The sequence below is a fragment of the Pseudoduganella lutea genome, assembly GCF_004209755.1.
Taxonomy (GTDB): Bacteria; Pseudomonadota; Gammaproteobacteria; order Burkholderiales; family Burkholderiaceae_D; genus Rugamonas; species Rugamonas lutea.
In genome coordinates this window covers 2,339,522-2,364,694 of the sequence record NZ_CP035913.1, presented here as the reverse complement: position 1 = coordinate 2,364,694, position 25,173 = coordinate 2,339,522, and the positions used below count along the sequence as shown (strand labels likewise).

The following is a 25,173-nucleotide window of genomic DNA, read 5'->3' as shown; positions in this document are numbered from 1 at the left end:
CTGAAACCGGGGTCAGACCCCAGTTTCAGAAAACATTTCCTAAATTCGGGGTCTGACCCCGGTTTTGGGAAATTTAACGCAGGGTTCAACGGAGCTTGATGTCCACCACCGTCGGCTCGTCCTTCACTTCGATCGCGGCATCCTCGAACTTGGGCGGGCCGAACATGGCTGCCGGGGCGCGCGACATGCCCCAGCTTTCGTTGGGGATGCCCAGCACGCGGTCGAGTTCGCCGTTGTCGTTGGCGTCTTCGTAGGCCAGCACGGCGAAGGTGCCGGGCGGGACGTCGGATACGGTCACCTTGGTCGTGCCGGCTTCGGCCGGTACGGAGGCGGTGTACGCGCATTGCTTGAGGAAGCGTTCGCGGTCGCACACGGCCACGCTGACCTTGCCCTTGCCGGTCACGTTTTCAACCTTGATGTCGACCGTTGCCGCGCCGGCCAATGGCAGCGCGGTGCAGCACAATGCCGCGGCGCAGAGGAAGGCGCCCCAGGCGGATCGGTTCATCGGCTTCATGCAAAATCCTTTCACAGGCATCATTCGAACCGGCCCTTCCGCGGCGCTGCCGGCCGGGCCATTGTGGTAATCTCGACAACTCCGAATCTTGCTGGCCGAACCCTCATGCTGTTCAACGCGCTCATCGTCGTCGTCACCGTCATCGGCATGGAACTGTTTTCCATCTTCGCGCACAAGTACGTGATGCACGGCTTCGGCTGGGGGTGGCACAAGTCCCACCATGAGCCGCGCACGGGCTGGTTCGAAAAGAACGACCTGTACGCGGTGTTCTTCGCCGGGATCGCCATCGCGCTGATCTACGCCGGCACGCGCGGCCACCATCCGCTGGAATGGATCGGCGCGGGCATGACGGCCTACGGCTTGCTGTACTTCATTGCCCACGACGGCCTGGTCCACCAGCGCTGGCCGTTCAAGTACGTGCCGCGCCGCGGTTACCTGAAGCGGCTGTACCAGGCGCACCGCATGCACCACGCGGTGCAGGGCAAGGAGGGCACCGTGTCATTCGGCTTCCTGTACGCGCCCCCCGTCGACCGGCTCAAGCGGCAGTTGCACGTGCTGCACCAGGGCCGGCCGCAAAGGCGCGCGGCCGCTGCCACAACGTTGCCGGACGAGCCGCCGGCCGCGTGAAGCGGGAGCCGAGCGCGGCCGCGCCGCCCTTCGCCAGCAGCCACAGTTTCATCGCTTTCGACGTGCCCACCCGTTCATCCCAGGCGCGCGGCCCGCGCCGCTTCACTTCGATGCCGATCTGCCGGTACACGTAGCGCGCGGTGGCGATCGCCCACGCCGAGCGCAGCGGCAGCGCGGCAATGCCGTCGGCGGCCGATGCGTAATACGGTTCCGCATGGTCGACCAGCCGCGCCGCCACTTTCGCCAGCGCGGCGCGATGCCGGGGCAATGCGATCTCGCCAGGGGCGATGCCCGCCTCGCGCAGCCATTGCGCCGGCACGTACACGCGGCCGATGCCGGCATCGTCGACGATGTCGCGGGCGATGTTCGTCAGCTGGAACGCCAGCCCCAGGTCGCAGGCATGGTCCAGCACCGCTTCATCCTTCACGCCCATGATCGATGCCATCATCAGGCCGACGACACCGGCCACGTGGTAGCAGTAGCGCAGCGTGTCGTTGATGGTGTCGTAGCGCTCCTCGTGCACGTCCATGGCGAAGCCGGCCAGGTGGTCGAATGCGAAGCGGGGCGGGATCGCATGGCGCAGCGCCACTTCCTGGAAAGCGGCAAACGCCGGGTCGCGCATCGTTTCACGCTCATAGGCGCGCTGGGTCTGGTCTTCCAGCGTGGCCAGGTGCCGCGCCGCTTCCTCCGGCGTCGGGGCGGCGCTGCCGAAGCCGAGTTCCTGGCCGTCGACGACATCGTCGCAGTGCCGGCACCACGCATAGAGCATCAGCACGCTGCGCCGTGTGGCCGGATCGAACAGCCGCGCCGCGGCGGCGAAGCTCTTCGAGCCCACGTTGATGGTGTTGGTGGCGTGATCCAGCAGCGCCCCATCCTCCTGCGCACTCATGCCGCCGCTCCTTCCAGCATCAGCCCCGCGGTAGCCTTGGCCGACCCGATCACGCCGGGCACGCCGGCCCCGGGATGCGTGCCGGCGCCCACCAGGTACAGGTTGGCCAGCTCCGCATCGCGGTTGTGCGGCCGGAACCACGCGCTTTGCGTGAGGATCGGTTCCAGCGAGAAGGCGGAGCCCACGTGGGCATTGAGTTCGTCGCGGAAGTCGAGCGGGGTGAAGATGCGGCTGGTGACGAGCTGGCTGCGCAGCCCCGGCATGTAGTGCCGTTCCAGGTAATCGAAGATGCGGTCGCGGTAGCGCGGGCCTTCGACGGTCCAGTCGATCGGCGCATTGCCCAGGTGCGGCACCGGCGCCAGCACGTAGTGGCTGCCGCACCCTGGCGGCGCCAGCGACGGATCGGTGACGCACGGCGCGTGCAGGTACAGCGAGAAATCGTCGGCCAGTTCCGAGCCGCCGAAGATCTCCTGGATCAGTTCCTTGTAGCGCGGCCCGAAGCACACGGTGTGGTGCTGCAGTTGGGCGTGATGGTGGTTCAAGCCGAAATACAGCACGAACAGCGAATTGGAAAAGCGCTTCTTCTTCAGCGACTCGGCATGCGCGGGGCCGCGCGGGTGCTGGCCGAGCAGCGATGCATACGTGTGCACCACGTCCGCGTTCGACGCCACCGCGTCGGCGGGGAAGAAGCGGCCGTCCTCCAGCCGCACGCCGCTGGCGCGCGCGCCGGACGTTTCGATCTGCGCGACCGGCGCATTCAGCTCGATGCGCCCGCCGATGTCCTCAAACAGCTTCACCAGCCCGTTGACGAGCGCCCCGGTGCCGCCGCGCGGGAACCACACGCCCCATTGCCGTTCCAGCGCGTGGATCAGCGTGTAGATCGACGACGTGGCGAAAGGATTGCCGCCCACGAGCAGCGAGTGGAACGAGAAGGCCTGGCGCAGGTGCTCGTCCTGGATGAAGCGGGACACCAGGCTGTACACGCTGCGCCAGGCCTGCAGCTTCGCCAGTTGCGGCCCGGCCTGGATCATCGAGCGGAACGACAGGAACGGCACGGCGCCCAGCTTGATGTAACCCTCTTCGAAGGTGGCTTTCGAATAGGCCAGGAAGCGTTGATAGCCCTGCACGTCCGCCGGGTTGCGGGCATGGATCTGCCGGTCCAGCGCTTCCTGGTCGTTGGCATAGTCGAAGTGGCTGCCGTCTTCCCAGCACAAGCGGTAGAACGGCGCCACGGGCAGCATGTCCACGTAGTCGGCCATCTTCTTGCCGGCGGCGGCGAACAGTTCCTCGATGGCGGAGGGGTCGGTGATCACGGTGGGGCCGGCATCGAAGACGAAGCCCTGGTCTTCGTACACATAGGCGCGGCCGCCCGGCTTGTCGCGCTTTTCCAGCAGCGTGGTCTGGATGCCGCTGGCCTGCAGGCGGATGGCCAGCGCCAGGCCGCCAAAGCCGGCGCCCACGACCACGGCGGTTTTCGATCGGTTCATGCGGGTGTCCTGATGGTTCGGTTGATGCGGGAATGGATCTGGCTCGGATGGACGCGCATGGCCGCGTCGACGGCGGCGCCCACCGGTACCGGCGGCTTGCCGGTCAATACGCGCGCCATGTCCGCCAGCGTGGGCCGGCCGGCATAGAAGCGGGCAACGAGGCCGGGCGGCAGCGTGTAGAAGCGCTGCATCACGCGCCAGCGGTTCTCCGGCTCGCCGGCCAGGAACAGCATGCGGTTCAGCAGCCGGAAGAAGCGCTGGCCGCGCCATGCCGTCTGCGCTTCCTGCCGGATGGCCGCGAACAGTGCGGGCGCTTCGAACGCCGGCAACTGCGCGATGCGCTCGGCCAGCCGCACCGCGTGCGGCAGCGAATAGCCGGTCGTGGGGTGGAACAGCCCCGCGCGCAGGCCCGTGCAGGGCTGGCCCGCGAGGTCGTTCCAGTAGCCGTCCACGTCGCCGGCCAGCACGATGGGCAATGAACCATGCTCCTCGCGCAGCACTTCGGCGATGTGCCAGCCGCGCGCGGCGGCATAGGCGGCGATGTTGGCGCGCAGCCGCTCGGGTTCCCAGGCGGCGGTGTCGACGTAATGCGTGTCCTCGATGAGCAGCCGGTCGGGGCCGAAGGGCAGCAGGTAAACGAAGCGGTAGCCGCCCTGCTGGGCGACACCGGCATCCATGATCACGGGCCGCGCGAGGCCGTGCGGCGCGTGTAGCCGCACTTCCTGGCCGAGGAAGGTCTGGTAGCCGAGCGCCAGCCGCTCGCTGGCGCGCATGCCGCGGCCGTCGATCACGGCACGTGCCTGCAGTACCTCGCCTCCCGCCAGGCGCACGGTGGTCGGCGTTACTTCCTCGATCCGCACGCCCAGGTGCAATGCGGAACCCAGCGCGGGTTCGATCACGCGGGCGAAATCGGCCGACGCGATGCTGGCATAGCCGCTGTCCAGCGTGCGCGAATAACCGGGAAAGACCACGTCGTAGCCGGCCCACTGCGCGCTGATGAAGGGGGCGAGCCAGGCCCGCTGCGCCGCATCGAGATCGCCGTCGTGAAACGACCACGTGTGGTTGCCGCCCAGCGCTTCGCCCTGTTCCAGCAGCAGGATGCGCAGTTCGGGGCGGTGCGTGCGCAGGCGCCAGGCCAGCAAGCCATTGGCAAGGCCGCCGCCGGCCAGGATGATGTCGAAGGTGTTCATGCCGAACGCGCCAATAGCGGGTCCACTGGCTGCGCGCGATCGAGGCCGAGCGCCGCTTCGATGATGTCGATGGCACGGCGCGTGCCGCCGGCGCGCGCCACATTGCCGGCCAGTGTGTCCAGCCGGGGCTTGAACGATGGCTCGTCCAGCAGGTGCCGCAGTTTCCGGGACAACTGGCCGGCCGTGGCGAAACGCGGCGACGCCAGCACACCGACGCCGGCGTAATGCACGCGTGCCGCAGAGCCGGGGTGGTCGAACGCGATCGGCAAGGCCAGGATCGGCGTGCGCGCCTCGATCGCATCGAGCACCGTGTTGACGCCCGCATGGGAGATCACCGCGTCGGCCCGCGCCAGCGCCTCACGCTGCGGCGCGAACGCGCACACCCACGTCGCACCGGCCCGTTCCAGTTCGCGCGCCTGCCGTTCATTCAAGCCGCCGCAGTGCGCCGCCAGCAGTTGCACGCCCGCCGCGCGGCACGCTTTCGCGATGCGCAGGAACAGGCCGAGCCGGTGGCCCTGCATCGTGCCGAGCGAGGCGAACACGAACGGCCTGTCGGCCGCGATCGGCGGCAGCGGCTGCTGCACGACTTCCTTGCGGGCGGCCGAGCGGAAGGGCCCCACGTGATGGAAATGTGCAGGCAGGGCGCGACGCGGGAATTCATAGCCTTCCACGGTCTGGCTCACCTGCGCCAGCGGCGACAGGCATTCGTGCAGGCCGTCGCGCGCGGCAAGGCCGAAGCCGCGCGCATGGCGCTCGATCGTGCGGCGATGCGGCGTCATCATCCAGTCGTAGACGCGGGTGCTGCCTTCGTACATGCGCAGCGACCGCTCGTCGGTGCCGTACGCAAACGGCATCACCGGCAGCGGGATGCCGGGCTCGCGGTTGACGGGCAGCGCGCAGGCGACGGAAACGAACGGCATGCCGAGCGCCTCGGCGACGAGGCCGCCGGCCGCTTCCATCTGGTCGCAGACGAGGAAATCGACGCGCTGCGCTTCCAGCGCGGCCGGCAGTTCGCGGCACAGCATGTCGGTGCTGGCGGCCATGTCGTCGATCACGCGGCGCAAGCCCAGCGGGCTGCCGGGATTGGCGGCACGGCGCATCACGGCGGCGAGCGTGCCGGGTGGGTGGGTGGCGGCGCCCAGCGCATGGAAGCCAAGCCGGCTGTCGCCCAGGTGCGCGCCGGCATCGGCCTGCTGGAAATACGTGACGCGGTGTCCGCGGGCGACCAGTTCCAGCGCCAGCGCGGCGAGCGCATTGAAGTGGCTGTAGAACGCCGGTGCCACCACGCCGAAATGTGCCATCGGTACGCTCCGTGTTGCGGTCAGCCGGCGCGGCTGTCGAAGCCGGCCTGCGTGGCGCCATTGACCGCGGGCGATCCGTACAGGTGCGGCCGTGGTGCCTGCCTTGGCTGGGGCGCGTGCGCGGCGAACATGCGCTGCACGAAGCGACGCGTGCGCTGCGCGCCGGCCAGGGCTTCGCCGAGATGGCGTTCCACGTCGCGCAGGTGGTCGGCAAGGAGGCGCTGCGCCTCTTCGGCGCCATAGGTGTTCAGCAGCGTGGCCTTGCCCTGGTCGAGCCCCGTGTCCTTGCCGGTGACGGCGCTGTCGGTGCCGGGCAGGTCCTGGAAATCGTCGCGGATCTGGAATGCGTGACCGGCCGCCAGCGCAAAGGCGCGCAGCGAGCGGCCCACGCAGTCGTCCGCTTCGGCCAGCACGGCCGCCATGTCAACGGCGGCCCCGAGCAGCAGGCCGGTCTTGCGTTCGTTGGTGGTGGCGATCGCCTCGGCGGAACGGCCGGCGCCGCCGTGCAGGTCTTCATACTGGCCGCGCACCAGGCCTTGCGCACCGACCGTTTCCGCCAGCGTGGCGACGAGGCGGCCACGGGTGACGGACGGAATGCCCGGCGCGCAAGCAAGGATGCCGAACGCGCGGCTCAGCAGCGCGACCGAAGCGAGGATGGCGACATCTTCGCCGAACTGGCGGTGCAACGTTGGCAGGCCGCGGCGCAGGGTAGCGTTATCCATGCACGGCATGTCATCGAGGATCAGCGAGGCGGCATGCACGATCTCGACCGCGCAGGCCACGTCGATGACGGCCGGGGACGAGCATTCGAGGTCGGCCGCCACCAGCATCAGCAGCAATGGCCGCATGCGTTTGCCGGAACCGAGCACGGCGGCGCGCATGGCGGCGGCCAGGCGGTCGTTGCGGTCGCCTTCGGCGGCGAGCAGGTGGCCGAGGCGCTCATCGAGCGCATTGCGCATCGCTTCGAGTTCCGCGGCCGAGTGCTCGTGGCCGGAATCATGTTCCGGCCCGGCGAACCGTCTTTTCTGGCTAGTCATGCCCGCTTCCTTCGTCATGTCCCGATAGGTCATGATAGCGGAAAGGCGTTAGGAATCAGACAATATCTTCAATCGTGCGGTCGTCCTGGACAATAGCGGTTCACTAGTAACCCGGCCACGTAGCGGCCGGAGTGCGCTGGCGGCGGGACTGCTGCTCGACAGCCATGCACGCGGCGAAAAACGCCTGCATGGACTGCAAATGCGCAAGGACCGCAAAATACAGTTGACATCACGTTCCCTGTCGTCTTAAATTTCTGTAACAACAGAAATGAGTGAAATAAAATGACGCCGAGCCCGACCGAACAGACAGACATCCTTCATTTCGGTACCCCGGGCCAGACCGTGCTCGTTACCGGCGCCACGGGTTTCGTCGGCCACCAGCTGGTGGCGGCGCTGCTGGCCGATGGCCAGCGCGTGATCGCCATGAGCCGCGACACGGCACGGGCCGCGCGCGAGCTCGGCAGCGGCGTGCGCTGCGTGATGACGGTTGCCGAACTGCCGGCGACCGAGAAAATCGACATCGTCGTCAACCTGGCCGGCGCCCGCATCCTGGGCCCGCGCTGGACGAAGAAACGCCAGGCCACGCTGCGCGCCAGCCGCGTGGGCCTGACGAACCGCGTGGTGGACTGGATCGCGCAGGCACGGCACAAGCCGCGGCTGATGCTGTCCGGCTCCGCCATCGGCTACTACGGCGTGCAGCCGCACGACGCAGCCACGCCGCTGACGGAAGCGGGGCCGCCGCAGCCGGTATTCATGTCGCAGCTGTGCCAGGAGTGGGAAGCGGCTGCGCAGCGCGCGGCGCAGCACGGCGTACAGGTGGCCACCACCCGTTTCGGGCTGGTGCTGGGCCACGGTGGGGCACTGCCAATGATGCTGTTGCCGGTAAAGCTGGGAGCGGGTGGCCCGATGGGCGGTGGCCGGCAGGCGCTGTCATGGATCCACGTGGCCGACCTGCTGCGTGCGCAGGCATGGCTGGCGCAGCGCAGCGAACATGAAAGCGTGGAGGGCGCGTGGAACTTCACCGCGCCGCAATGCGTGACACAGCGGGAATTCATCGCCACTGCGGCGCGGCTGCTGCATCGCCCCGCCTTCCTGCCCACGCCCGCCTGGCCGGTGCGCCTGCTGCTGGGCGAACAGGCGGACCTGCTGGTGGAAGGGCAGTGCGTGGTGCCGGCAAGACTGCAGCGCGAAGGCTTCCAGTTCCGCTATCCGGCGCTGGAAGGGGCGCTGGGCAACCTGCTGTAGCGTCGGCGCAAGACCGTCAGGCCGCCTGCCGCTGCGGGGCTTGCACTTGCAGTGTGGCGAGCAGCGCATTGGCCTTCGCCAGCAACTCGAGCGCACGCACGTGGCCCAGGTCGCCTGGCCTGCGGCGCTTGTCGCGATAGCGCACGCACAGGTCCAGCGCCTCGCGCTGGCCCCGCGCCGCATCGCCGGCCGTGGCGATGTCCGCCGAGCGCAGCGTGTCGGCCACCAGGTCGAACAGGTCCTGCGGCATGGCCGGGCCATGCAGCACATCCGCGCTGGAAGCGAACCCGGTGACCAGCGCCAGCTCGCCCATGTAGGCCGCATCCGCTTCGATCCGCACCGCGCCGCCGGGCATCACCATGACCAGCGGGGCATACGGGGCCAGCCCCGGCAGCACGTGATTCGGGTAGACGGTCGCACCCCACGCATTGCGGGCCAGCAGCGCGAAATGGCGGTGGTCGCGCACGGGCGTCAGCCTGGCCTGGCTGAACGGTTCGATGGTGACTTTCCTGCCGCCGGGCGCGGCGGCATCGGTCGCCACGTCGATGCACAGGGTGCCGAACAGGAAGGCATAGTGGACGTGCGTGCCGCGCAATGCGCCCCATACCTGGCGCAGGCTGCCGCCTTGCTCGTGGAACGCGCGCAGCGCTTGGTAGCCATCCGCCGCTGGTCCGGGCAGCATGGCGGCATCCGGATCGCGCAACATTTCATGGATGGTCGCCGTGATCGCCATGCTCTGGTCTTGCGGATACGGCCGGCCCATCGGGGCGGGCACGCTGGCGGCGAGCACCGGGTCGGCCAGGGCACGCAGGTCTTCGAACAGGGTTTGCAGCGCCGGCAGCGCCGGCATCAGGAATCGTTCGGTCAGGGTTTGCTGAAGCGCGTCGGCGATGCGGGGCTCGTTCGGTAGCAGGGGAGGAACGGGTAAATCGTGCAGCAGGTTCATTCAAGCTCCGGCAGTGGCGGCTGCGCGCGGCGCCAGCGCAGCATGCCGATGGAAAAGGTGGCAAGGTAACCGGCCAGCAGGCCGAACGCAATGCACGACAATGGATGGCGCAGCACCATTTCGCGCGTGATCAATTGCGGGATATCGGATTGGCGGTTCATGTACAGTTCGACGCCGATCTGCAGCACGCGTGCGGCGAACAGCATGCAGACGAGGATGCCGAAGCGTTCGTAGGGCTTGAAGTAGTAGCGCCGGCCGATGGTTTCGAGGCGTGTTTTCTTCAGCGTGAAGAAGCCCAGCCAGCCACCACCCAGCACGCCGGCGCTCAGCGACGCCAGGGCCGGCGCGTCGTCGTGCAGCGAGGCGGCGGCGCCCAGCAGCATCAACGGGAACAGCACCGCGCCGGTCCAGTGCTTCCACATCAGCGATTCCTGCCGGGCGAAGAACGGCCGCAGGCGCAGGTAGACCCGCCAGATCAGCAGCGGAATCAGGATCAACAGGGCCAGGGTGGTCAGTTGCATGGAACGTTCGGGTCGGGAAAACGGAAATTGTAACGCTGCGGCGCGATTCCGGGGGGCGTGATAGGGTGATCTTCCAGACAACAGGAGGAATCATGGACCGATTCATGGAGCGTGCGGCCGTGCCGGCCCACGCGCACCGGGCGCCGGATCTGCCGGTACCCGTCGACGAACCGATGCCCGATCCGCAGCCGAATCACCCGCATCATCCGGACGCGCCGGTGGAGCAGGATGATCCGGTGCCGGACCGGAATCCGGAGTAGAAGAACCGGGCGCCGTGCAAAGCTGGCAAGAACCGGTGTCAGACACCATCTTCCTTGAAAATGATGTCTGACACCAATGGCATCAACGTCGCCGATTCAATCGAACGCCCAGGTATACAGCACATCCAGCGCGTTGTTGGTCCCGGTCTGGAACTGCAACGTGATCCGCTGGTTCAGTTTATAGCGCAGCTTGACCAGCGACGTGGCACTGCCGGCCCCCTGCTCGAAGCCGAGGTAGGCGCGTGACGACAGCTTCTTGCCCACGGTGACCACGGTGTTTTCCAGGCCGGTGGCGGTGCCGCTGCCCTGCGAAACGCCCAGTTCGTCCAGGCCGATCTTGTTGGCGAAGCTGCCGCCGCCCTTGCCGCCGAACAGTGCGCCGGCGGCCGTGCCGAGCAGGCCCATCTCGTTGCCCTGCATGTCATCCATGCCGTGGCCCAGCACGAGCCAGGACAGCTTTTCGCTGTCCGGCACCGAAGGCGTGGAGACGAGCCGCGCGGTCGGCGACAGCGCAGTGCCGCGCACCTCGACGCCGGCTTCCACGTTGGTATCCGACAGCTCCGTGCCTTCCGGCCGCTTGCGCACGGCCAGGATGTTCAGGCCCGGGTTGTCGTATGCACCCGTGAAATTGATGACGCCGCGCTCGATCGCCAGCTTCTGGCCATAGGCGGCATAGGTGCCGCTTTCCACGCGGATGCTGCCGTTGATGCGCGGCGGGCGGCGATCGGCGATCCGCACATGCACGCCGCCCGCCAGGTAGGCGTCGAGCCCCTTGCCCTTCAGGCGGAAATCGTTGCCCAGGTCCGCTTCCAGGTCCACGTTCAGCGGCATTGCCTGCGCCGTTTCCTTGATCGTGGGCTTGGTGCGGCCGAGGATCACCACGTCGTCGCTGATCGTCGGCGAGTTCTCGTCGGGCAGCTCGATGTCGGCGCGGTCGGCCTTGAACTTGCCGTTCAGCTGGAAGCGCTTCGCATCGCGTATCACCTCGCTGGTACCGGACAGCACCAGCGTGCGGTCCGGCCGCGACAGCGCCTCGAGCTTGTCGGCCGTCAGCTTCAGGTTCATCGTCATCTCGTTGCCGGCCAGGCGCGCCCAGCCCTCGGCATCGGCGCGGCCGGTGCGGCCTTCCAGGTGCAGCTTCTGCAGCGTGAGCCGGTCGCCGGCCACCTGCGCCTGCAACTGGCCGTTGCGCAGGCGGACACCCTGGTCGGCCAGGTTGATCACGAGGCCGGTGCCGCTCACGTCGCCGTTCAGGGCGGGATTGGCGACCGTGCCGCTGCCGGCGATCGCCGCCTTCAGCGCGCCTTCCAGTTCCAGGCCATCCATGCCGGCCAGTGGCGACATCCACGCGATCGACGGCACGTCCACGCTGGCCGTAACGGCCAGCGGGCTGTCGCCCGGGATGCGGCCGTTGCGCAGTTGCGCGGTGGCGTCCAGTGCGATGCGGCCGGCGCGCGTGCCGGTCATCCCGGCCTGCACTTTCAGGGTGTTGCCGGAGACATTGACGCCGGCCTGGAGCTGCGAGAGCCCCAGCGGCAGCGGCTTGGCGCCGCCCGTCACCGTGATGTCGCCTTTTTCGCGGAAGACCCGTACCGAACCGTCCAGTGCCGGTGCAGAAGGTGTGGCACCAGCGGCCGTGGCAGGCAAGGTCATGTCGATGCCCCAGTTCGCACCCAGCGTCAGGTCGCTGACGACGCGGCCGCGCCAGGCGTCGGACAGCTGCGCGAGATACGTGGCGGGCACGCCGGCCGCCGTGCCGCGGCTGCGCCAGCGGGGGCCGTTCTTTTCCAGGTTTTCCACGCGCAGGCTGCCTTCCGGCAGGCCGATCACGGCGCTGGAGAGTGCGATGCGTTCCGGCGACGCCAAGCCCGTCACGCCGCTGCCTTTCGGTGCCGCGATCATCAAAGGGGCAGGCGATTGCAGGGTGAGCGCGAAGCGGCCGCGGTTCTGCAGCGTATCGATGCTGCCGGTCCACGTGTCGTTGGCCCAGCCGCCCTTGATGCGCAGCGCCGCGTCGAAATCCGGATTGGCGGCGGAAAGCTGGATCGTGTGCGCCGCGCTGGTACCGCTGCTTTGCAGCCGCGCGCGGTCGATGGCGATCGCCGGCGAGCTGTAGCCGGTCACGTTCACATCCGCCACCAGTGCATCGGCATTGCCGAGCGTGCCGGTGGCCTTGATCGCGCGCACCTGGTGCTGGGTCATCAGGCGCAACGAATTGCCCTCGATGCCGAACGACAGCATGGGTTTCTGCATCGTGCCGCCCAGCGTGCCGGTACCGCGCAGCACGCCGCCGAAGCCGGCGCCCAGGCTGGACAGTTGCGGCGCATCGAGCTTCCAGTTCAGCCGGTCCGCCGGTGCGCCGAACGCGCCCTTCGCCTGCAGGCTATTCGGCCCCAGGCGCAGGTCCACGTCGGCGTTGTCCACGTGGCGGTGGTCCGCCGTCAGCTTTGCATGGCCGGTCAGCGGCGCGTCGACCAGTGTCGACGGCGCGAAGTCCAGGTTCATGTTGGCGCGCCAGTCGGCGGCCAGCCGCGCATTGCCGGAGAACGTGGCGTTCAGGTTGCCCGCCGGCGCGGAGGCCGCGAAGGCCGCCGGGTTCACGCGCCGCGCGCTGCCGGACATGGTCACTTCCGGCGACTTGTCCTTGCCCGCCAGCGCGAACTGGCCGGCGGCGCGGATCACGCTGTCCAGTGCGCGCACTTTCGCGCCCGTCAGGCCGAGGCCGCGTGCTTCGACATCGAAGCTGGTGCGCGGCGCGGCATAGCCACCGGTGGCGACGCCGCTGCCGGCGATCGCGCCGGCCAGGTCGCTGCGTAAGGCGGCGAGGTCCTTCGCGTCGATTTTCCAGTTCAGCTTTTCGGCCGGCAGGCCGAAGTCGCCACGCGCATCGATCGTGTTGCGGCCCATCGCCACGTTGGCGGCGATGTTCGTCAGGTGCTGCGCATCGGCGTTCAGCTTGCCGCTGCCCGAGAGCTTCTGGCCGGCGAAGGTCGACGGCCGGATCGTGAACCCGACGGCGGCATTCAGCTCCGGTACCAGCTTGCCGGCCACGTTCGCCACGGCGTTCAGGTCCGCCTTGGGGAAGTCGCCCAGCGCCGCCGGATCGAAATGATCGACCGTGGCCGCCGCCTTGAAGGCTCGGTCGTCCGCCAGGCTGGCCTGGCCCGTCACGCCGATGCTGCCGCGGCCGGCCTGCAGGCGGGCGCGCTCGATCGTGACCAGCGTATCTTTCAGGTTCGCGTGGGCATCGAGGCGCATGTTCTTTTCGGCCAGCGCCACGTCGAATGTCTGCACGGTGCCGGCGCCGCTGCCCGAACTCTTGGCCGACACGTCGCCGGCGATCGCCGTGGGGTTGGCGGCGCTGTGGATATGGCGCAGGTCGATGCGGTCCGTGTGCAGCCGGATGTCGGCCGTTTCGATGCCGCCGTCCGGCCCCGTGCGTTCCACCCGGCCCGTGCCGGTGAAGCGGCCGGCGTTGCCCAGGTCGATCAGCAGGTTGTCCAGCGTGGCATTGGTGAGGTTGCCGCCCAGGCGCGCCGTTACGGCCTTCAACGGCAGCAGTTGCTGGTCGATCGGGCCGGGGGCGGCGGTATTCGTCAGTTCGAGCACGCCGCTCACCTGCTGCTGCGTGCCGATATCGGCTTTTACGCGCAGATCGAGGCTGGCCTTCGGCCACGCCGACTGGAAGCGCGATGGATCGACGCCGTAGGCGCGGATATCCGCCGCCCGCAGCGGGATTTTCTCGAAGGGCGTCAGCGTGACCGTGCCGTCGCCGTTGGCGTTCGGCGACGTGCCCTTGATCCCCAGCGTCATCAGCGACAGGTTGCCGGTGGCGGCCACCGCCAGTTGCGCGGAGGGCTGGCCCGGGGCGATGTGCACTTCGGTCAGCGCGGCCTTGGCCTGGAGCTTGAACGGTTTTTGCGCGCCGATCGTGCCATCGGCCGCCACGCGGCCGAACGGCGTCACGGCGCTGGCGCTGGTGAGCTGCCATTGCGTCTTGTCGCCATACAGCTTCGCGCGCACGTCGGTGATCTCGGTGCGGGCGCCGGTCAGGCCGACCATGGTCAGCTTCAGCAATTGCGCGTCGTCGACCGCGATGCGGAAGGGCGGCGCCAGCGTTGCCGGCAGCGTCGTGGGCTCATCGTCTTCGCCCGTGGTCTGCATCAGCACGGACTGCACGCGCAACTGGCTGATCTCGATGCCGGACGAGAAGAACTGCAGCGGCGACCAGTCGATGTCGATGTTGTCGGCCGTGATCGTGCTGGTCTTGCCCTTGTAGACGACGCGGCCGATGTGCATGTGGTTGTACAGCGAGCCGGTGACCCCGGTGATCGTGATCGCGCCGCCGCTGGCCTTCGCCACGCGTTCGGCGATCTGCTGCAGCGTGGTTTCGCGGCCCAGCAGCCAGATCGCGCCGCCCAGGATGACGACGGTGATGCCGGTGCCGATCAGCGTGCGGCGCAGCCAGCGGCGCTCCTTGCGCGGCATGGGCGTGCCGTCGTTCGATTGCTCGGCCGGGGTGCCTGGGGTGTTGGTATCGTCGGCCATCAGAACGTGAATCCAAGTGAGAAGTGCAGGCGCGCCTTGCGCGTCGCGTGACCGAAGGCCACGTCGACATTGATCGGGCCCACGGGGCTCTTGTAGCGGGCGCCGACGCCATAGCCGGATTTCGGATGAATCTCGGACAGCGAATCGGCGGCGTTGCCGGCGTCGTAGAACACGGCGGCGCCCCACGTGGGGCGGAACCAGTACTGGTATTCGGCGCTGGCCGTGGCCAGGTAGCGGCCGCCCACGGTGGCATCGCCTTCCTGCACGCCCAGCTCCTGGTACGCGTAGCCGCGCACGGAGTTGTCGCCGCCGGCACGGAACAGGTAGGTGGCGGGTACGCCATCCTTGCTGCCCGAGCGCAGCGCGCCGATCTCGCCACGGAAGATCAGCAGGTTTTTCGCATCGAGTGGCCGGTAGGTGATGCCTCGGGCCGTGACGCGGATGAATTTCTCATCGGTCAGGATCGGCAGCAGCGCGCCGCCGGCCGTGGCGTTCAGTACGTAGCCCCTGGTGGGGAAGATCAGGTTGTCCAGCTTGCGCCACGTGACGGCATACGTGATCGGCAGGCTCATCGCGTGCGTAGGTTCGGCCCCGGCGATCGTGCGGCTTTCGTTCAGGTACTCGGCGGAGATGCTGCGTTCGAGCAGCGGCGTGCCCCAGGCGCGCTTGGCGTACACGGAAGCGGTGCGCGTGATCTCGCCTTCGATATCGTTGCGTTCGAGCGCGGCGCCGAAGCTGTCGTTGTAGCCATCCTCGGTGGTGGGGAAATAGAAGTCGCCGTTGGCCTTCTGCTTCTTCTGCTCCACCGTCAGCGCGCTTTTCAGGCGCAGTCCCCAGATCGCCAGGTCGTCATAGGCAAGCGACGTGCGCCCGCCCGTGTTGGTGGAAAAGCCGACACCCACGCTGACATTCTTGCGCTTGTTCTCCACCACTTGTACCAGCAGCGGCACCGGTGGCAGCGTGGCCGGTTGCGGCGCGCCGGCGCTTTGCTCGGCCTGCGCTTCCTGCCGTTCGCCGATCAGCGTGTTCAGGTCCGCCGTGACTTCCACATACGAAAAATAGCCGGTGTCCTGCAGTTTCGACTGGAATGCCTGCAGCGCCGCCTCGCTGTACAGGTCGCCCGGCTGGATCTTGTTGAGGTTACGGACGATTTCTTCCGGATAGCGCTTCAAGCCCTCGATTTTGATCTCGCCGAAGCGCATCTCCGGGCCGCTGTCCAGCGCCACGCGCAGCAACGCGCGTTTCGTGTCGGGATCGACGGTGGCCACGCTTTCCGTCATTTGCGCGCGCGGGTAGCGGGTCTGCACCACGGCGCGCAGGATCGCGCGCTTGGCGCCTTCCCAGTCGGCCTGGCGGAACACCTGGCCTTCGGCGAGCGGCCAGCTTGCCTTCAGCGCTTCCTTGTCGAACGGCGATTCCGGGTTCGATGCAAAGCCGTTCAGCACGATCTCCACGGCGCCCACCAGCACGGGTTCACCAGGCGTCACGTCCACCGTCACCTGCGGCGACGTACCGCTTTCGTCCAGCTGCACGTTGACGGTGGGGGAGTAATAGCCCTCGGTGGCGAGCAGCGTGTTGGCCTGTGCCGGGGTGGTGCGCACCATGCGGCGCAGCTGTTCGATGTCCGTGCGCGGATTGCCGCGGTATTTCAGGAGATCGAGGTTTTCTTCCAGCAGATCGTCGAGGTCGCCCGGCGCATTGACCCGGACGTTGTATTGCAGCCCCTCCGCCGCATAGAGCGCCAGCGGCGCCGCCAGCGCCGCCACGCAGGCCAGCCGCATTACATTTGTGACGAGTTGTGCCAAAATTCGTGATCCCGGTAATGGAGTGATGGTTGTTATCGCGCCGATGTTACCGGATTGGTAAAAAAGATGGCGTACTAATAAGATTTTGAATGGTTTTGAAAAGGATGTGATGATGACAAGCGATGCCGCCCTGGTGTTGTTCTCCGGCGGACAGGATTCCACCACCTGCCTGGCCTGGGCCCTGGACCGCTACGAACGGGTCGAAACGATCGGCTTCGACTATGGCCAGCGCCACGCGATCGAACTGACGATGCGCCCGCAATTGCTGGCAAAACTGCGCACGCTGCGGCCGGACTGGGATGCGAAGCTGGGCGAGGATCACATGATCGACCTCGGGCTGATTTCGCAACTGTCGCACACGGCCATGACGGAGGAGATCGAGATCACGATGCAGGCCAACGGCTTGCCGAATACCTTCGTCCCCGGCCGCAACCTGATGTTCATGATGGTGGCAGCCACGCTGGCGTATCGCCGCGGCATGAACGTGCTGGTGGGCGGCATGTGCGAGACGGATTTCTCCGGCTATCCGGACTGCCGCGACGACACGATGAAGGCCTTGCAGGTGGCGCTGAACCTGGGCATGGATACCCGCAACAAGCTGGAAACGCCCCTGATGTGGCTGGACAAGGCACAAACATGGGAACTGGCCGAGGACCTGGGCGGCCAGCCGCTGGTGGACCTGATCCGCGCCGACACGCACACGTGCTACAAGGGCGAGCGTGGCGCGCTGCACGACTGGGGCTACGGCTGCGGCGAGTGCCCGGCCTGCGCGCTGCGGGCGCGGGGATACCACAACTACGTTGCCGGCAAGGCGGCGTAAATGACAAGGGCCGCGATCGCGGCCCTTGTTTATGATGCACTGCGGCTCAGACCGCCGCTTCCTTCATGGCCGCCGCGCGCTGCCTGCCGCGGCGGTTGAAGTACCACACCAGGCCGATGACGATCGCCAGCGGCAGCAGCAGTGGCGACAGCGCGGCGGCCAGCGCCACCCCCACCGCGGCCAGGCCGAACACGACCAGCATGCCCAACCCGGCAAACAGCAGCCCCACCAGGATGGCCACGCAGACCACGACCACGGCGCCGACAAGCAGTCCGCCACCCGCCAGCAGCACGCCCAGCACCCAGCCGAACGGCCCGCCGAATTCCTCGCCGTCGACATCCACGTAAAAGTCGTGGCCCCACGGGGAATCGAAGGCATTGCAGGCTGCGATGAACAGCAGTACGACGATGGTGACGGTGAGAAGCTTCTTCATGGTGTGCTCCAGGGGAGGGCAGTGGCGATGAAGGGACTTTACGCGGCCATGCCTGGAGATGCTGGTTGAAAGCGACGAACGGTAGGAATTGCGGGGTAAAGTGAAAAGAACCGGTGACAGACACCGGTTTTGCTGAAACATTTCCCGGAAACTGGTGTCTGTGACCGGTTTGTCACCGGTTTGCTGCGGCCAGCCAGGTTAAAAACTGTGCCGCATGCCGAACGACGTGGCCGAAACATGCGCCCCCGTCAGCGATTCCGTCAGCCCCTTCACGCCGTTGATCGCGAAGTCATATGCGGCATTGCCGTCGTTGCGCAGCCGCGTGTGGTAAGCGTAGACGGTGGTGCGCGGCGAGAACGTGTATTCGTAGCCGGCCGTGGCGTGCACGGCGCCCGTGTCCGCGCCGCCGCGCACGAAGCCGACGGTGCCGCCGCCATGGCCGTCGCCGGCCTTGCCCACGCTGGCGCGCAGGCCATGCCGCCCGGCCTGGTGGCTCAGCGACAGGTACAGCGCATTGCGCGACAGCCGGCTGGCCGGCAGTTCGTAGACTAGCCGCTCGGCTATGAGTGCCAGCCGCGTGGTGCCGAACAGGTAGCCGACGGCCGCCTTGCTGCCCGTATCGACGGTGCCCGGGCCGTGGTATTCGTGGTGCCGCTCATGCGCCAGCGCCACGTACAGCGGGCCCGCGTCATGGATCAGCGCCAGCGACAGCAGCGAAGGCTTTGTGCCGTTTGCCGGGCGTTCTTCGGCCAGGCCGTGCGAGGCGCGCAGCGTCCAGCCGCGCCAGCGGGGCGACCACCAGTGCACGCTGTTGGCCTGGCGGCGGTCGAACGATGCCACGTCGGCCACGTTGTCCGTCGACGATGCCGCGCCGTTGGCCAGGATGCTCATGTAGCCCGCCGTGGTCGGATAGAACGGATCGAGGCTGGATGTGGCGCCGTTGTAGGCCGTGGTCCAGTGGCCTGCGAACACGGTGCCGAACGCGCCTTCGAGGCCCACGCGCGTGTCGCGCCGGGCAATCTCGCCGGCACCGGTATCGGGCGCCAGCGTGCCTTCGATCTGGAACAGCGCCTTCAAACCGCCGCCCAGGTCTTCGCTCCCCTTGAAACCCAGCACCGAGCGGTTGTTGGCCATGCGTTCAATCCGGGTGCCAGGCGCGCGCGCCGATTCCAGCGACACGTTGAGGCGGCCGTAGACCTGCACCTGGGCATGGACGAAAGGTGTGGCCGCGGCACAGGCGGACAGGGTAAAAAGGCGTATCAGGGTGGATGTCTTCATGCCCGCCATTGTCCGGCGACGCAACGGGACCGCCATCCCCCATATGTGGCGGCCCAAGGGCTCCCATTTTCCTCTCCGGAACTGCTATAGTACTGGGTATTCATACAGTAATTTGCCTGAGAGGACCCATGGAAGATCTGATCGAGGAAAAGTTGATGGAACAACAGGAACACGAGGAACAACCCGGGCAGCACGACGAGCACGAGGAACCCGAGGATGCGCTGATCCAGGAAGCCCGTGTCTGGCAGGGCCAGGGCTGGACCGCCCGCGTCATCAAGAACGATGACGATGAAGGCTGGGCCGTTGCGATGATCAAGGATGGCGAACCGGAACCGGCGCTGGTGGGCCCGTGGACGATGGGTCGGGACAAGAAAAATCCCAAGCCGCTCGATATTTCCGCCTTTCACACGCTGGTCAAGACTGCCAACGAGGTGATCCGCCGTCACGAGCAGCAGCTGCATGCCCGGCTGCACAAAGCCGTGCGCGTCACCACGGAGGAAGGTGCGGCAATCACCGTGAAGCTGGTCATCACGCCGGATGAGGATGATCCATTCGCCACGCTGACCGCCGTCGACGAATACGGCGAGGAACTGGCCTCGGTGCGCACGCGGCCGGATTTCCGGCTGTCCGTCACCAGCGCCACCGACTGGATCGAGGGCGGGTACCGGAAACCGTCCGGCGCCTGATCTGTTGCATTTTGGCGCCGGCACTGGCCTGCGGCGGGAGCGCCTGTTATATTTCCTGATTGCATTTATTTACCTCGGGAAATTTGATGGAAGACCGCCTTCGCCGCCTTGAAGCCGTCCAGGCCGTGCTGCTGGAAATCGGCCAGCTGTCCACCCGCTGCACCGATATCGTCCAGTTCCTGCGCGCCGTGCACGGTGCGCTGGGCCGCATCATGTATGCGGCCAATTTCTATGTGGCGCTGAACGACCGCGATGGCGAACCGAACGCGGTGCGCTTCGTGTATTACGTCGACGAAGCCGATGCGTCACCCGATCCCGATGAAGTAACGCACCTGGCGTCGCCGGACGAATCGCCCACCGCGTGGGTGATCCTGAACCGCCGCCCCCTCGTGATGACGGCGGCCGAGCATCTCTCGCGCCGGCGGGTGGCCGCCTTTGGCGAAGGCACCGTCGCCGAGCACTGGATCGGCTGCCCGCTGATGGACCAGAATCACCAGCCGCTGGGCGCGATCGTGATCCAGAGCTATGACAGCAGGCATACCTACAGCGAGGAAGACCAGGCGCTGTTCGCGCTGGTCGCAAACCAGGTGTCGTCCGCGCTGCAGGGGCTGCAAAGCATGGACCGGCTGGAACGTGCCGTGCAGGAGCGCACGCTGCGGCTGGACCAGGCCAAGGCGTCGCTGGAACGGCAGAACGCGGCGCTGAACGATGCGCTGACGCAGTTGCGGGAGGCGCAATCGGAACTGGTGCGGCAGGAAAAGCTGGCGTCGCTCGGCCGGCTGGTGGCCGGCGTCGCGCATGAAATCAACACGCCGCTGGGCATCTGCGTGACGGCCACGTCGCACCTGGTGCAGGAGCTGAAACTGACGCGGGAAGACCTGGCCGAAGGCCGGCTGGACGAGGAAGGCTTGAACACGTTCTTCGACACGGTCGACCAGTCGCTGCGGATCATGACGTCCAACACCCAGCGCGCCGCGGCGCTGGTGCGCAGCTTCAAGCAGGTGGCGGTGGACCAGTCGTCGGAAAATATCCGCCACTTCAACCTGGCGAAATACGTGGCCGAAGTGCTGCTGTCGCTGCAGCCCAAGCTGAAGGGCAAGCCCGTGAAGGTGGAAGTGGACTGCCCGGCGGACATCCACCTGGACAGCTTCCCCGGCGCCGTATCGCAGATCGTTACCAACATGATCGAGAATTCGCTCGTGCACGGCTTCGGCGAAGACCAGCCGGGCACGATCCGCATTACCGGCCGGGCCGATGGCGACCACGTCGCGTTCGACTACAGCGACGACGGCATCGGCATGGACCAAGGCCTGCTGGCCCAGCTGTTCGACCCGTTCTTCACCACCAAGCGCGGCAGCGGCGGCTCCGGGCTGGGCGCGCACATCCTGTACAACCTCGCCACCGGCCCGCTGGGCGGCACCATCAAGGTCAGCAGCGCGCCAGGCATGGGGCTGCACTACAAGTTGCGGTTCCCGCGCGACCAGCGCAAGCGTTGATTCCTGCAACAACTACGCATGAGCTCGTGTCCACCTTGGGGTCAACCCCATTTGCGGACACGGGCTGAACCGTACCAAGGCTGGATGCGGCTGAGCTCGTGTCCACTTTCAGGGTTGACCCAAGGTGGACACGGACTCAACCGTATGGAAGGGGAGGGATGCGGCCGAGCCCGTGTCCACTTTTGGGGTTGACCCCACGGTGGACACGGGCTGGGCCGTCGTCAGTCCGGCAGCCTGGCCGTGATCGCCAGCGCTTCGTCCACGTTCTCGACCAGCAGCTCGACAAAGCGCGGATCGAGGTGCTTGCCGGCCACTTCGCGCAGGTGGTCGATCACGCGGTCGACCGGCCATGCATCCTTGTAGACGCGCTTGTGCATCAGCGCGTCGAACACGTCGGCCACGGCGACGATGCGGGCGTACAGGTGGATGTCTTCCCCTTTCAGCCCTTGCGGGTAGCCGGTGCCGTCGTATTTTTCGTGGTGCTGGTGGGCGATGACGGCGGCGGCTTTCAGGATCGGGCGCTGCGAGCCGTCGAGGATCGATGCGCCCACGGCCGGGTGCTGTTTCATGATTTCCCACTCGTCCGCATCGAGCTTGCCGGGTTTCAGCAGCACGGCGTCGGGCGTGGCGATCTTGCCGATGTCGTGCATCGGCGCGGCGTGCTTGAGCACCGCCGTTTCTTCTTCCGGCATGCCGGCCGCCGTGGCCAGCAGGTGGCACACTTCGGCCATGCGGCGCACGTGGTTGCCCGCTTCGTGCGAACGGGATTCCACGACGTCGCCGAGCCGCATGATCAATTCAGCCTGGGTATCGGTGATTTCCTGGCTCAGCAGGATATTGTCGAAGGCGATCGCCACGTCGCTGCAAAAGATTTCCAGCAGCTTCGTGTCGATCTCGGAAATCTCGTCGACGCCTTTCAGCACCAGCAGCGACGCCTTGCCGCTGTGGTTCGGGAAGTAGCCGACATAGGTGTCGCCTTCGAGCCTTGAAATGCGGTTGCGCTCGGCGGCCTGCAGCTGGGCGATCAGGTCCGGGGTCAGCAGCGTTTCCTCGCCGATCTGCGCCAGGACCTCGAAATCGCCTTCGCCGGCGATCGCGGTGGCGCCGCGCAGGCGCAGCAGCATGCTGTGCTCCAGGCGCAACAGTGCCACCACCTGTTGCAGCAGGCCGCTGGCAAAGTCCTTCAGGTTGCGCTGCTTGAAGATGTGGGTCGATGCCGCAATGACCCGTTCCAGGCCTTCGCGGTAGTGCACCTGCTGCTGGCGCGCTTCTTCCACTTTCATGATGTCGCGGTAGGCGCGCAGCGCAGCGAAGGTGGTCGTGAACAGCTTGGTGCGGTCCAGTTCCGTTTTTTCCTTGTAGTCGTTGATGTCGTAATCGACGATCACGCGTTCTTCCGGCGCCTGGCCCGGCTGGCCGGTGCGCAGCACGATGCGGGTGAACTGGTTGTCCAGCTCCTGCCGCATCCAGCGCGCCACTTCCAGGCCGCTGTCCTCGCGCTCCATCACCACATCCAGGAACACCAGGGCGATATCGCTTTCACGCGACAGCACTTGCTTGGCTTCCTGGCCGCTGTAGGCATGCAGGAAGACCAGGGCGCGGCCATCGAGGCGAAAGCGCGCAAGGGTCAGCTTCGTGATGTCGTGGATGTCTGGCTCGTCGTCGACCAGCAGGATTTTCCAGGGCGGCAGCTTCGGCGTTGCTGTAGACAGAAAGGACATTGGCACTATTCGCGATAAAGAAAAGTTCCGCGCAAGACTGGGGCGCAGGCATGCCGATTGTATGCGTCGCCTTCCTTATTAACAACAGGAAATAGAATTTGCGCTACGGCTTTACAACACCGGGCCATACCGCTTCTGGCACCGTTCGCACCAGAAGGTGCGTCGCTTTGTTTTGCCGAGATGCGCTTTGTGCAATGCAATATTGCAGCGTGGGCAGATCCGCTTGGTGTGGGCGAGCCAGTGCTGCTTCAGCACGAAGGCCTTTTTCCATTCGAGGAATTCGAAGCTGTACTGGCGCGCCTGCTTCACGAGTTCGCGCAATTTCGCGGCCGGCAATGCCCCCACCGTGGACGCCGGATGGATTTTCAGCCGGAACAGCACTTCGTTCTTGATGATGTTGCCCACGCCCGAAAAGATCGTTTGGTCGAGCAGCGCGTCGCAGACGAGGGTGTCGGGCATCGCGCGCAATTTCTTCAGCGCGGCAGCCGGCTTCCATGCGTCGGCCATCACGTCGGCCTGCCACTCGTAAACCTTGTCGAGATCACCCTCGATCAGTTGCACCGCGCACGTATAGAAATTGAGCTCGCCGCCTTCGTCGAATGCCAGTCCCAGCCGTTCGGGGCTGTTTTCCTTGCGCTCGTCGATCCGGTAACTGCCGAACATGAGGAAGTGGATGCGAATGGTGAATAGCGGCAGTTCGATCAGGAAGTGCTTGCCCCAGGTGCGCAGCGACAGGATCGGCTGGCCGGGCAATTCGTCGAACGGCACCGCCTTGCTGTTGCCATGCGCCGCCGCGATCGTGCGGCCTTCGAACGGCTGCGCCAGTTCTTTCAGGATGACGAGGGAAGGGCCTTCAGGCATGCTGCGCTCCACGTGATGTCAGGCGTCCAGTGTGCGCCCGGCGCGGCGGAAACGCCGTTAGGCGACGCACAGAAAGCAGTAGTCGATGTCCGGGGCGAAAACAGGGACAATAAAAAAAACCGCACGCGGCGCGAGCCGGGTGCGGTGAAGGATGGCGCCGTGAGCACGACGCATCAGGACTCCGTTGTGCGGGCTTGCCGCCCGCGGGCCCCCATCAGGAGACGGTCGCCACATGGCGAGGGATGTCAGCATGGTAGTTTCGATCTGTTACAAGGTCGTGACAGGTGAAACGATCCAGTTACACCCATCGGCGTATAGTCAAGGCTTATCTTTGAAAGGAAGACATCATGCGATTGCAAGCAGGCACCTGGCTGGCCGCGGCGCTGCTGGCGGCGGCGGGCGCCGCCACTGCCGGCGTCACGGTCGATTACGTGAAGCCGGACGAATTCCTTGACATGCCGCGCTCGCCGCAGGATCGCGAGCACGTCCTGAAGGAAATGACCCGGCACTTCAACAAGCTGGCGGAAGAGCTGCCGGCCGGGCAAAACCTGAAAGTGACCGTGACCGACATCGACCTGGCCGGCCGCGAAGAACCACGCCGCTGGGCGATGGATGATATCCGCATCATGCGCGGCGGTGCCGACTGGCCGACAATGAAGCTCAGCTATACGCTGGAGCAGGGCGGGCAGGTCGTGCGCAGCGGCGAGGAGTCGCTGAAGAACATGATGTACCAGCAACGCATCAACCGGCATTTTTCCAGCGACGCGTTGCGTTATGAAAAGCAGATGATCGACGACTGGTTCCACAAGTCGATCGTGGGATCGCAGGTCAGCAGCAGATAAGAAGCAGATAAGCAGCAGATGAGCGGCAGGCAAGAAGCAGATCAGCAGCAGGCAAGAAGCAGCAGACTGCAAGGCCGCCCGGCCAGCCGCGGCCGGACCGGGCGGTCAGCCCGGTCCCGTCCATCCTGTTCAATCCACCCACGTTTCAATCCACCCACGTTTCAATCCACCCAGTTTACGCGCGGGAACTTGGCCCGGAAATCGTCCGGCATCGGCACCACTTCCTTCAGCCGGTAGTTGAAGAACACAAAGCCGTACTTCGCCATCGCGATCAGCGTGCCGTCGACCGGGCGGGTGATACGGAAAATGATGTCGCCGCCATACTTGTTGAAGTCCATCACGCCCACTTCGAACAGCAACTGGTCGCGGGCATGGGCTTCGGCGCGGTAGGTGGTGGCCAGGTCGGTCACGATGATGCCGCTGCCGTCGCTCTCCGTTTCGCGCACGCCGTGTTCATACAGGAACCGCGCCCGCGCCTCGGAAATCATCGAGATCATCGAGTCGTTGGAGAGGTGGTTGCCGTGGTTGATGTCGGTGACGCGCACCGACATCTGTGTCGAGTAGTCGAACTGGTCTTCGGGGAATGCGAGCTTGAGTCTGGCCATGGTGAATGGCGCCCGCGCGGGCGCCCGGAGGTAAAGATTTATTGTAGCGCGCCCAATGGGG

22 protein-coding genes are annotated in these 25,173 nt (G+C 66.4%); 7 read left to right on the top strand and 15 right to left on the bottom strand.

Annotation, left to right across the window (positions count from 1 at the left end; translation table 11 throughout):
- Nucleotides 1-85: 85 nt before the first annotated feature.
- On the bottom strand, nucleotides 86-514 hold the full coding sequence (locus tag EWM63_RS09945; RefSeq protein ID WP_130186375.1) for a DUF2141 domain-containing protein: 429 nt from the start codon (nucleotides 512-514) through the stop codon (nucleotides 86-88).
- Nucleotides 515-619: 105 nt separating this feature from the next.
- Here EWM63_RS09945 and EWM63_RS09940 point away from each other — a divergent pair, with 105 nt between their 5' ends.
- On the top strand, nucleotides 620-1,141 hold the full coding sequence (locus EWM63_RS09940) for a sterol desaturase family protein (protein ID WP_130186374.1): 522 nt from the start codon (nucleotides 620-622) through the stop codon (nucleotides 1,139-1,141).
- Here EWM63_RS09940 and crtB read toward each other — a convergent pair.
- The 5 genes from crtB to EWM63_RS09915 are packed head-to-tail and all read right to left on the bottom strand — an operon-like array spanning nucleotide 1,050 to nucleotide 7,045.
- Nucleotides 1,050-2,030 carry a 15-cis-phytoene synthase CrtB gene (gene crtB / locus EWM63_RS09935; protein WP_130186373.1) on the bottom strand — a complete coding sequence of 327 codons (981 nt, stop codon included), beginning with the start codon at nucleotides 2,028-2,030 and terminating at the stop codon, nucleotides 1,050-1,052. The two genes, EWM63_RS09940 and crtB, sit on opposite strands and share 92 nt — an antisense overlap.
- The gene (locus EWM63_RS09930) at nucleotides 2,027-3,517 is read right to left on the bottom strand and encodes a phytoene desaturase (protein WP_130186372.1); all 1,491 of its coding nucleotides are present in this window, start codon (nucleotides 3,515-3,517) and stop codon (nucleotides 2,027-2,029) included. Before EWM63_RS09930 ends, crtB begins: the two co-directional genes overlap by 4 nt.
- Complete coding sequence (gene crtY, locus EWM63_RS09925; protein ID WP_130186371.1) at nucleotides 3,514-4,707, bottom strand: lycopene beta-cyclase CrtY; 1,194 nt, start codon at nucleotides 4,705-4,707, stop codon at nucleotides 3,514-3,516. The genes EWM63_RS09930 and crtY overlap by 4 nt, the downstream gene beginning before the upstream one ends.
- A complete protein-coding gene (locus EWM63_RS09920; protein WP_130186370.1) occupies nucleotides 4,704-6,008 on the bottom strand; it encodes a glycosyltransferase in 1,305 nt (434 codons plus the stop codon). Before EWM63_RS09920 ends, crtY begins: the two co-directional genes overlap by 4 nt.
- A gap of 20 nt (nucleotides 6,009-6,028) precedes the next feature.
- The gene (locus tag EWM63_RS09915; protein ID WP_130186369.1) at nucleotides 6,029-7,045 is read right to left on the bottom strand and encodes a polyprenyl synthetase family protein; all 1,017 of its coding nucleotides are present in this window, start codon (nucleotides 7,043-7,045) and stop codon (nucleotides 6,029-6,031) included.
- A 282-nt stretch (nucleotides 7,046-7,327) separates the two neighbouring features.
- Here EWM63_RS09915 and EWM63_RS09910 point away from each other — a divergent pair, with 282 nt between their 5' ends.
- The gene (locus tag EWM63_RS09910) at nucleotides 7,328-8,290 is read left to right on the top strand and encodes a TIGR01777 family oxidoreductase (protein ID WP_130186368.1); all 963 of its coding nucleotides are present in this window, start codon (nucleotides 7,328-7,330) and stop codon (nucleotides 8,288-8,290) included.
- A gap of 16 nt (nucleotides 8,291-8,306) precedes the next feature.
- Here the strand turns inward: EWM63_RS09910 and EWM63_RS09905 are convergent, their stop codons facing one another.
- Together EWM63_RS09905 and EWM63_RS09900 are read right to left on the bottom strand one after the other, a co-directional pair.
- Nucleotides 8,307-9,236, bottom strand: a complete 930-nt coding sequence (locus tag EWM63_RS09905; RefSeq protein WP_130186367.1) for a hypothetical protein — start codon at nucleotides 9,234-9,236, stop codon at nucleotides 8,307-8,309.
- Nucleotides 9,233-9,757 (bottom strand): CcdC protein domain-containing protein, encoded by a 525-nt coding sequence (locus EWM63_RS09900; RefSeq protein ID WP_130186366.1) that lies wholly within the window; start codon nucleotides 9,755-9,757, stop codon nucleotides 9,233-9,235. Before EWM63_RS09900 ends, EWM63_RS09905 begins: the two co-directional genes overlap by 4 nt.
- 92 nt (nucleotides 9,758-9,849) lie before the next feature.
- Here EWM63_RS09900 and EWM63_RS31735 point away from each other — a divergent pair, with 92 nt between their 5' ends.
- Complete coding sequence (locus tag EWM63_RS31735; protein WP_165390695.1) at nucleotides 9,850-10,017, top strand: hypothetical protein; 168 nt, start codon at nucleotides 9,850-9,852, stop codon at nucleotides 10,015-10,017.
- A 96-nt stretch (nucleotides 10,018-10,113) separates the two neighbouring features.
- Here EWM63_RS31735 and EWM63_RS09895 read toward each other — a convergent pair whose 3' ends face one another.
- Entirely contained in the window at nucleotides 10,114-14,565 is a 4,452-nt protein-coding gene (locus EWM63_RS09895) for a translocation/assembly module TamB domain-containing protein (protein WP_229487838.1), read from the bottom strand.
- A complete protein-coding gene (locus EWM63_RS09890) occupies nucleotides 14,565-16,346 on the bottom strand; it encodes an autotransporter assembly complex protein TamA (protein ID WP_130186365.1) in 1,782 nt (593 codons plus the stop codon). The genes EWM63_RS09895 and EWM63_RS09890 overlap by 1 nt, the downstream gene beginning before the upstream one ends.
- Nucleotides 16,347-16,479: 133 nt before the next feature.
- On the opposite strand from EWM63_RS09890, the gene queC reads away from it, so the two are divergent.
- On the top strand, nucleotides 16,480-17,190 hold the full coding sequence (gene queC / locus EWM63_RS09885) for a 7-cyano-7-deazaguanine synthase QueC (protein ID WP_130186364.1): 711 nt from the start codon (nucleotides 16,480-16,482) through the stop codon (nucleotides 17,188-17,190).
- Nucleotides 17,191-17,236: 46 nt separating this feature from the next.
- Here the strand turns inward: queC and EWM63_RS09880 are convergent, their stop codons facing one another.
- Both EWM63_RS09880 and EWM63_RS09875 read right to left on the bottom strand, forming a co-directional pair.
- Nucleotides 17,237-17,623: a hypothetical protein gene (locus EWM63_RS09880; RefSeq protein WP_229487837.1), complete on the bottom strand. Its 387-nt coding sequence runs from the start codon at nucleotides 17,621-17,623 to the stop codon at nucleotides 17,237-17,239.
- Nucleotides 17,624-17,821: 198 nt separating this feature from the next.
- Nucleotides 17,822-18,901, bottom strand: a complete 1,080-nt coding sequence (locus tag EWM63_RS09875; protein WP_130186363.1) for a porin — start codon at nucleotides 18,899-18,901, stop codon at nucleotides 17,822-17,824.
- Nucleotides 18,902-19,056: 155 nt separating this feature from the next.
- Between EWM63_RS09875 and EWM63_RS09870 the strand changes: the two genes are divergently transcribed.
- The gene (locus EWM63_RS09870) at nucleotides 19,057-19,587 is read left to right on the top strand and encodes a hypothetical protein (RefSeq protein WP_130190297.1); all 531 of its coding nucleotides are present in this window, start codon (nucleotides 19,057-19,059) and stop codon (nucleotides 19,585-19,587) included.
- An 86-nt stretch (nucleotides 19,588-19,673) separates the two neighbouring features.
- On the top strand, nucleotides 19,674-21,083 hold the full coding sequence (locus tag EWM63_RS09865) for a sensor histidine kinase (RefSeq protein WP_130186362.1): 1,410 nt from the start codon (nucleotides 19,674-19,676) through the stop codon (nucleotides 21,081-21,083).
- A 221-nt stretch (nucleotides 21,084-21,304) separates the two neighbouring features.
- Here EWM63_RS09865 and EWM63_RS09860 read toward each other — a convergent pair whose 3' ends face one another.
- The gene (locus EWM63_RS09860; RefSeq protein WP_130186361.1) at nucleotides 21,305-22,804 is read right to left on the bottom strand and encodes an HD domain-containing phosphohydrolase; all 1,500 of its coding nucleotides are present in this window, start codon (nucleotides 22,802-22,804) and stop codon (nucleotides 21,305-21,307) included.
- 111 nt (nucleotides 22,805-22,915) lie between these two features.
- A complete protein-coding gene (locus EWM63_RS09855) occupies nucleotides 22,916-23,665 on the bottom strand; it encodes a DNA-formamidopyrimidine glycosylase family protein (RefSeq protein WP_130186360.1) in 750 nt (249 codons plus the stop codon).
- A 347-nt stretch (nucleotides 23,666-24,012) separates the two neighbouring features.
- Here EWM63_RS09855 and EWM63_RS09850 point away from each other — a divergent pair, with 347 nt between their 5' ends.
- A complete protein-coding gene (locus EWM63_RS09850) occupies nucleotides 24,013-24,507 on the top strand; it encodes a DUF3016 domain-containing protein (RefSeq protein WP_130186359.1) in 495 nt (164 codons plus the stop codon).
- 161 nt (nucleotides 24,508-24,668) lie between these two features.
- On the opposite strand, the gene EWM63_RS09845 is transcribed toward EWM63_RS09850, so the two are convergent.
- Nucleotides 24,669-25,112, bottom strand: a complete 444-nt coding sequence (locus tag EWM63_RS09845; protein WP_130186358.1) for a thioesterase family protein — start codon at nucleotides 25,110-25,112, stop codon at nucleotides 24,669-24,671.
- Nucleotides 25,113-25,173: the final 61 nt, after the last annotated feature.

Bases quoted from the DNA above. Each gene is read 5' to 3' on its own strand.
- EWM63_RS09945 (WP_130186375.1), bottom strand. From the start codon at position 514: ATGAAGCCGATGAACCGATCCGCCTGGGGCGCCTTCCTCTGCGCCGCG.
- EWM63_RS09940 (WP_130186374.1), top strand. From the start codon at position 620: ATGCTGTTCAACGCGCTCATCGTCGTCGTCACCGTCATCGGCATGGAA.
- crtB (WP_130186373.1), bottom strand. From the start codon at position 2,030: ATGAGTGCGCAGGAGGATGGGGCGCTGCTGGATCACGCCACCAACACC.
- EWM63_RS09930 (WP_130186372.1), bottom strand. From the start codon at position 3,517: ATGAACCGATCGAAAACCGCCGTGGTCGTGGGCGCCGGCTTTGGCGGC.
- crtY (WP_130186371.1), bottom strand. From the start codon at position 4,707: ATGAACACCTTCGACATCATCCTGGCCGGCGGCGGCCTTGCCAATGGC.
- EWM63_RS09920 (WP_130186370.1), bottom strand. From the start codon at position 6,008: ATGGCACATTTCGGCGTGGTGGCACCGGCGTTCTACAGCCACTTCAAT.
- EWM63_RS09915 (WP_130186369.1), bottom strand. From the start codon at position 7,045: ATGACTAGCCAGAAAAGACGGTTCGCCGGGCCGGAACATGATTCCGGC.
- EWM63_RS09910 (WP_130186368.1), top strand. From the start codon at position 7,328: ATGACGCCGAGCCCGACCGAACAGACAGACATCCTTCATTTCGGTACC.
- EWM63_RS09905 (WP_130186367.1), bottom strand. From the start codon at position 9,236: ATGAACCTGCTGCACGATTTACCCGTTCCTCCCCTGCTACCGAACGAG.
- EWM63_RS09900 (WP_130186366.1), bottom strand. From the start codon at position 9,757: ATGCAACTGACCACCCTGGCCCTGTTGATCCTGATTCCGCTGCTGATC.
- EWM63_RS31735 (WP_165390695.1), top strand. From the start codon at position 9,850: ATGGACCGATTCATGGAGCGTGCGGCCGTGCCGGCCCACGCGCACCGG.
- EWM63_RS09895 (WP_229487838.1), bottom strand. From the start codon at position 14,565: ATGGCCGACGATACCAACACCCCAGGCACCCCGGCCGAGCAATCGAAC.
- EWM63_RS09890 (WP_130186365.1), bottom strand. From the start codon at position 16,346: ATGCGGCTGGCCTGCGTGGCGGCGCTGGCGGCGCCGCTGGCGCTCTAT.
- queC (WP_130186364.1), top strand. From the start codon at position 16,480: ATGATGACAAGCGATGCCGCCCTGGTGTTGTTCTCCGGCGGACAGGAT.
- EWM63_RS09880 (WP_229487837.1), bottom strand. From the start codon at position 17,623: ATGAAGAAGCTTCTCACCGTCACCATCGTCGTACTGCTGTTCATCGCA.
- EWM63_RS09875 (WP_130186363.1), bottom strand. From the start codon at position 18,901: ATGAAGACATCCACCCTGATACGCCTTTTTACCCTGTCCGCCTGTGCC.
- EWM63_RS09870 (WP_130190297.1), top strand. From the start codon at position 19,057: ATGGAACAACAGGAACACGAGGAACAACCCGGGCAGCACGACGAGCAC.
- EWM63_RS09865 (WP_130186362.1), top strand. From the start codon at position 19,674: ATGGAAGACCGCCTTCGCCGCCTTGAAGCCGTCCAGGCCGTGCTGCTG.
- EWM63_RS09860 (WP_130186361.1), bottom strand. From the start codon at position 22,804: ATGTCCTTTCTGTCTACAGCAACGCCGAAGCTGCCGCCCTGGAAAATC.
- EWM63_RS09855 (WP_130186360.1), bottom strand. From the start codon at position 23,665: ATGCCTGAAGGCCCTTCCCTCGTCATCCTGAAAGAACTGGCGCAGCCG.
- EWM63_RS09850 (WP_130186359.1), top strand. From the start codon at position 24,013: ATGCGATTGCAAGCAGGCACCTGGCTGGCCGCGGCGCTGCTGGCGGCG.
- EWM63_RS09845 (WP_130186358.1), bottom strand. From the start codon at position 25,112: ATGGCCAGACTCAAGCTCGCATTCCCCGAAGACCAGTTCGACTACTCG.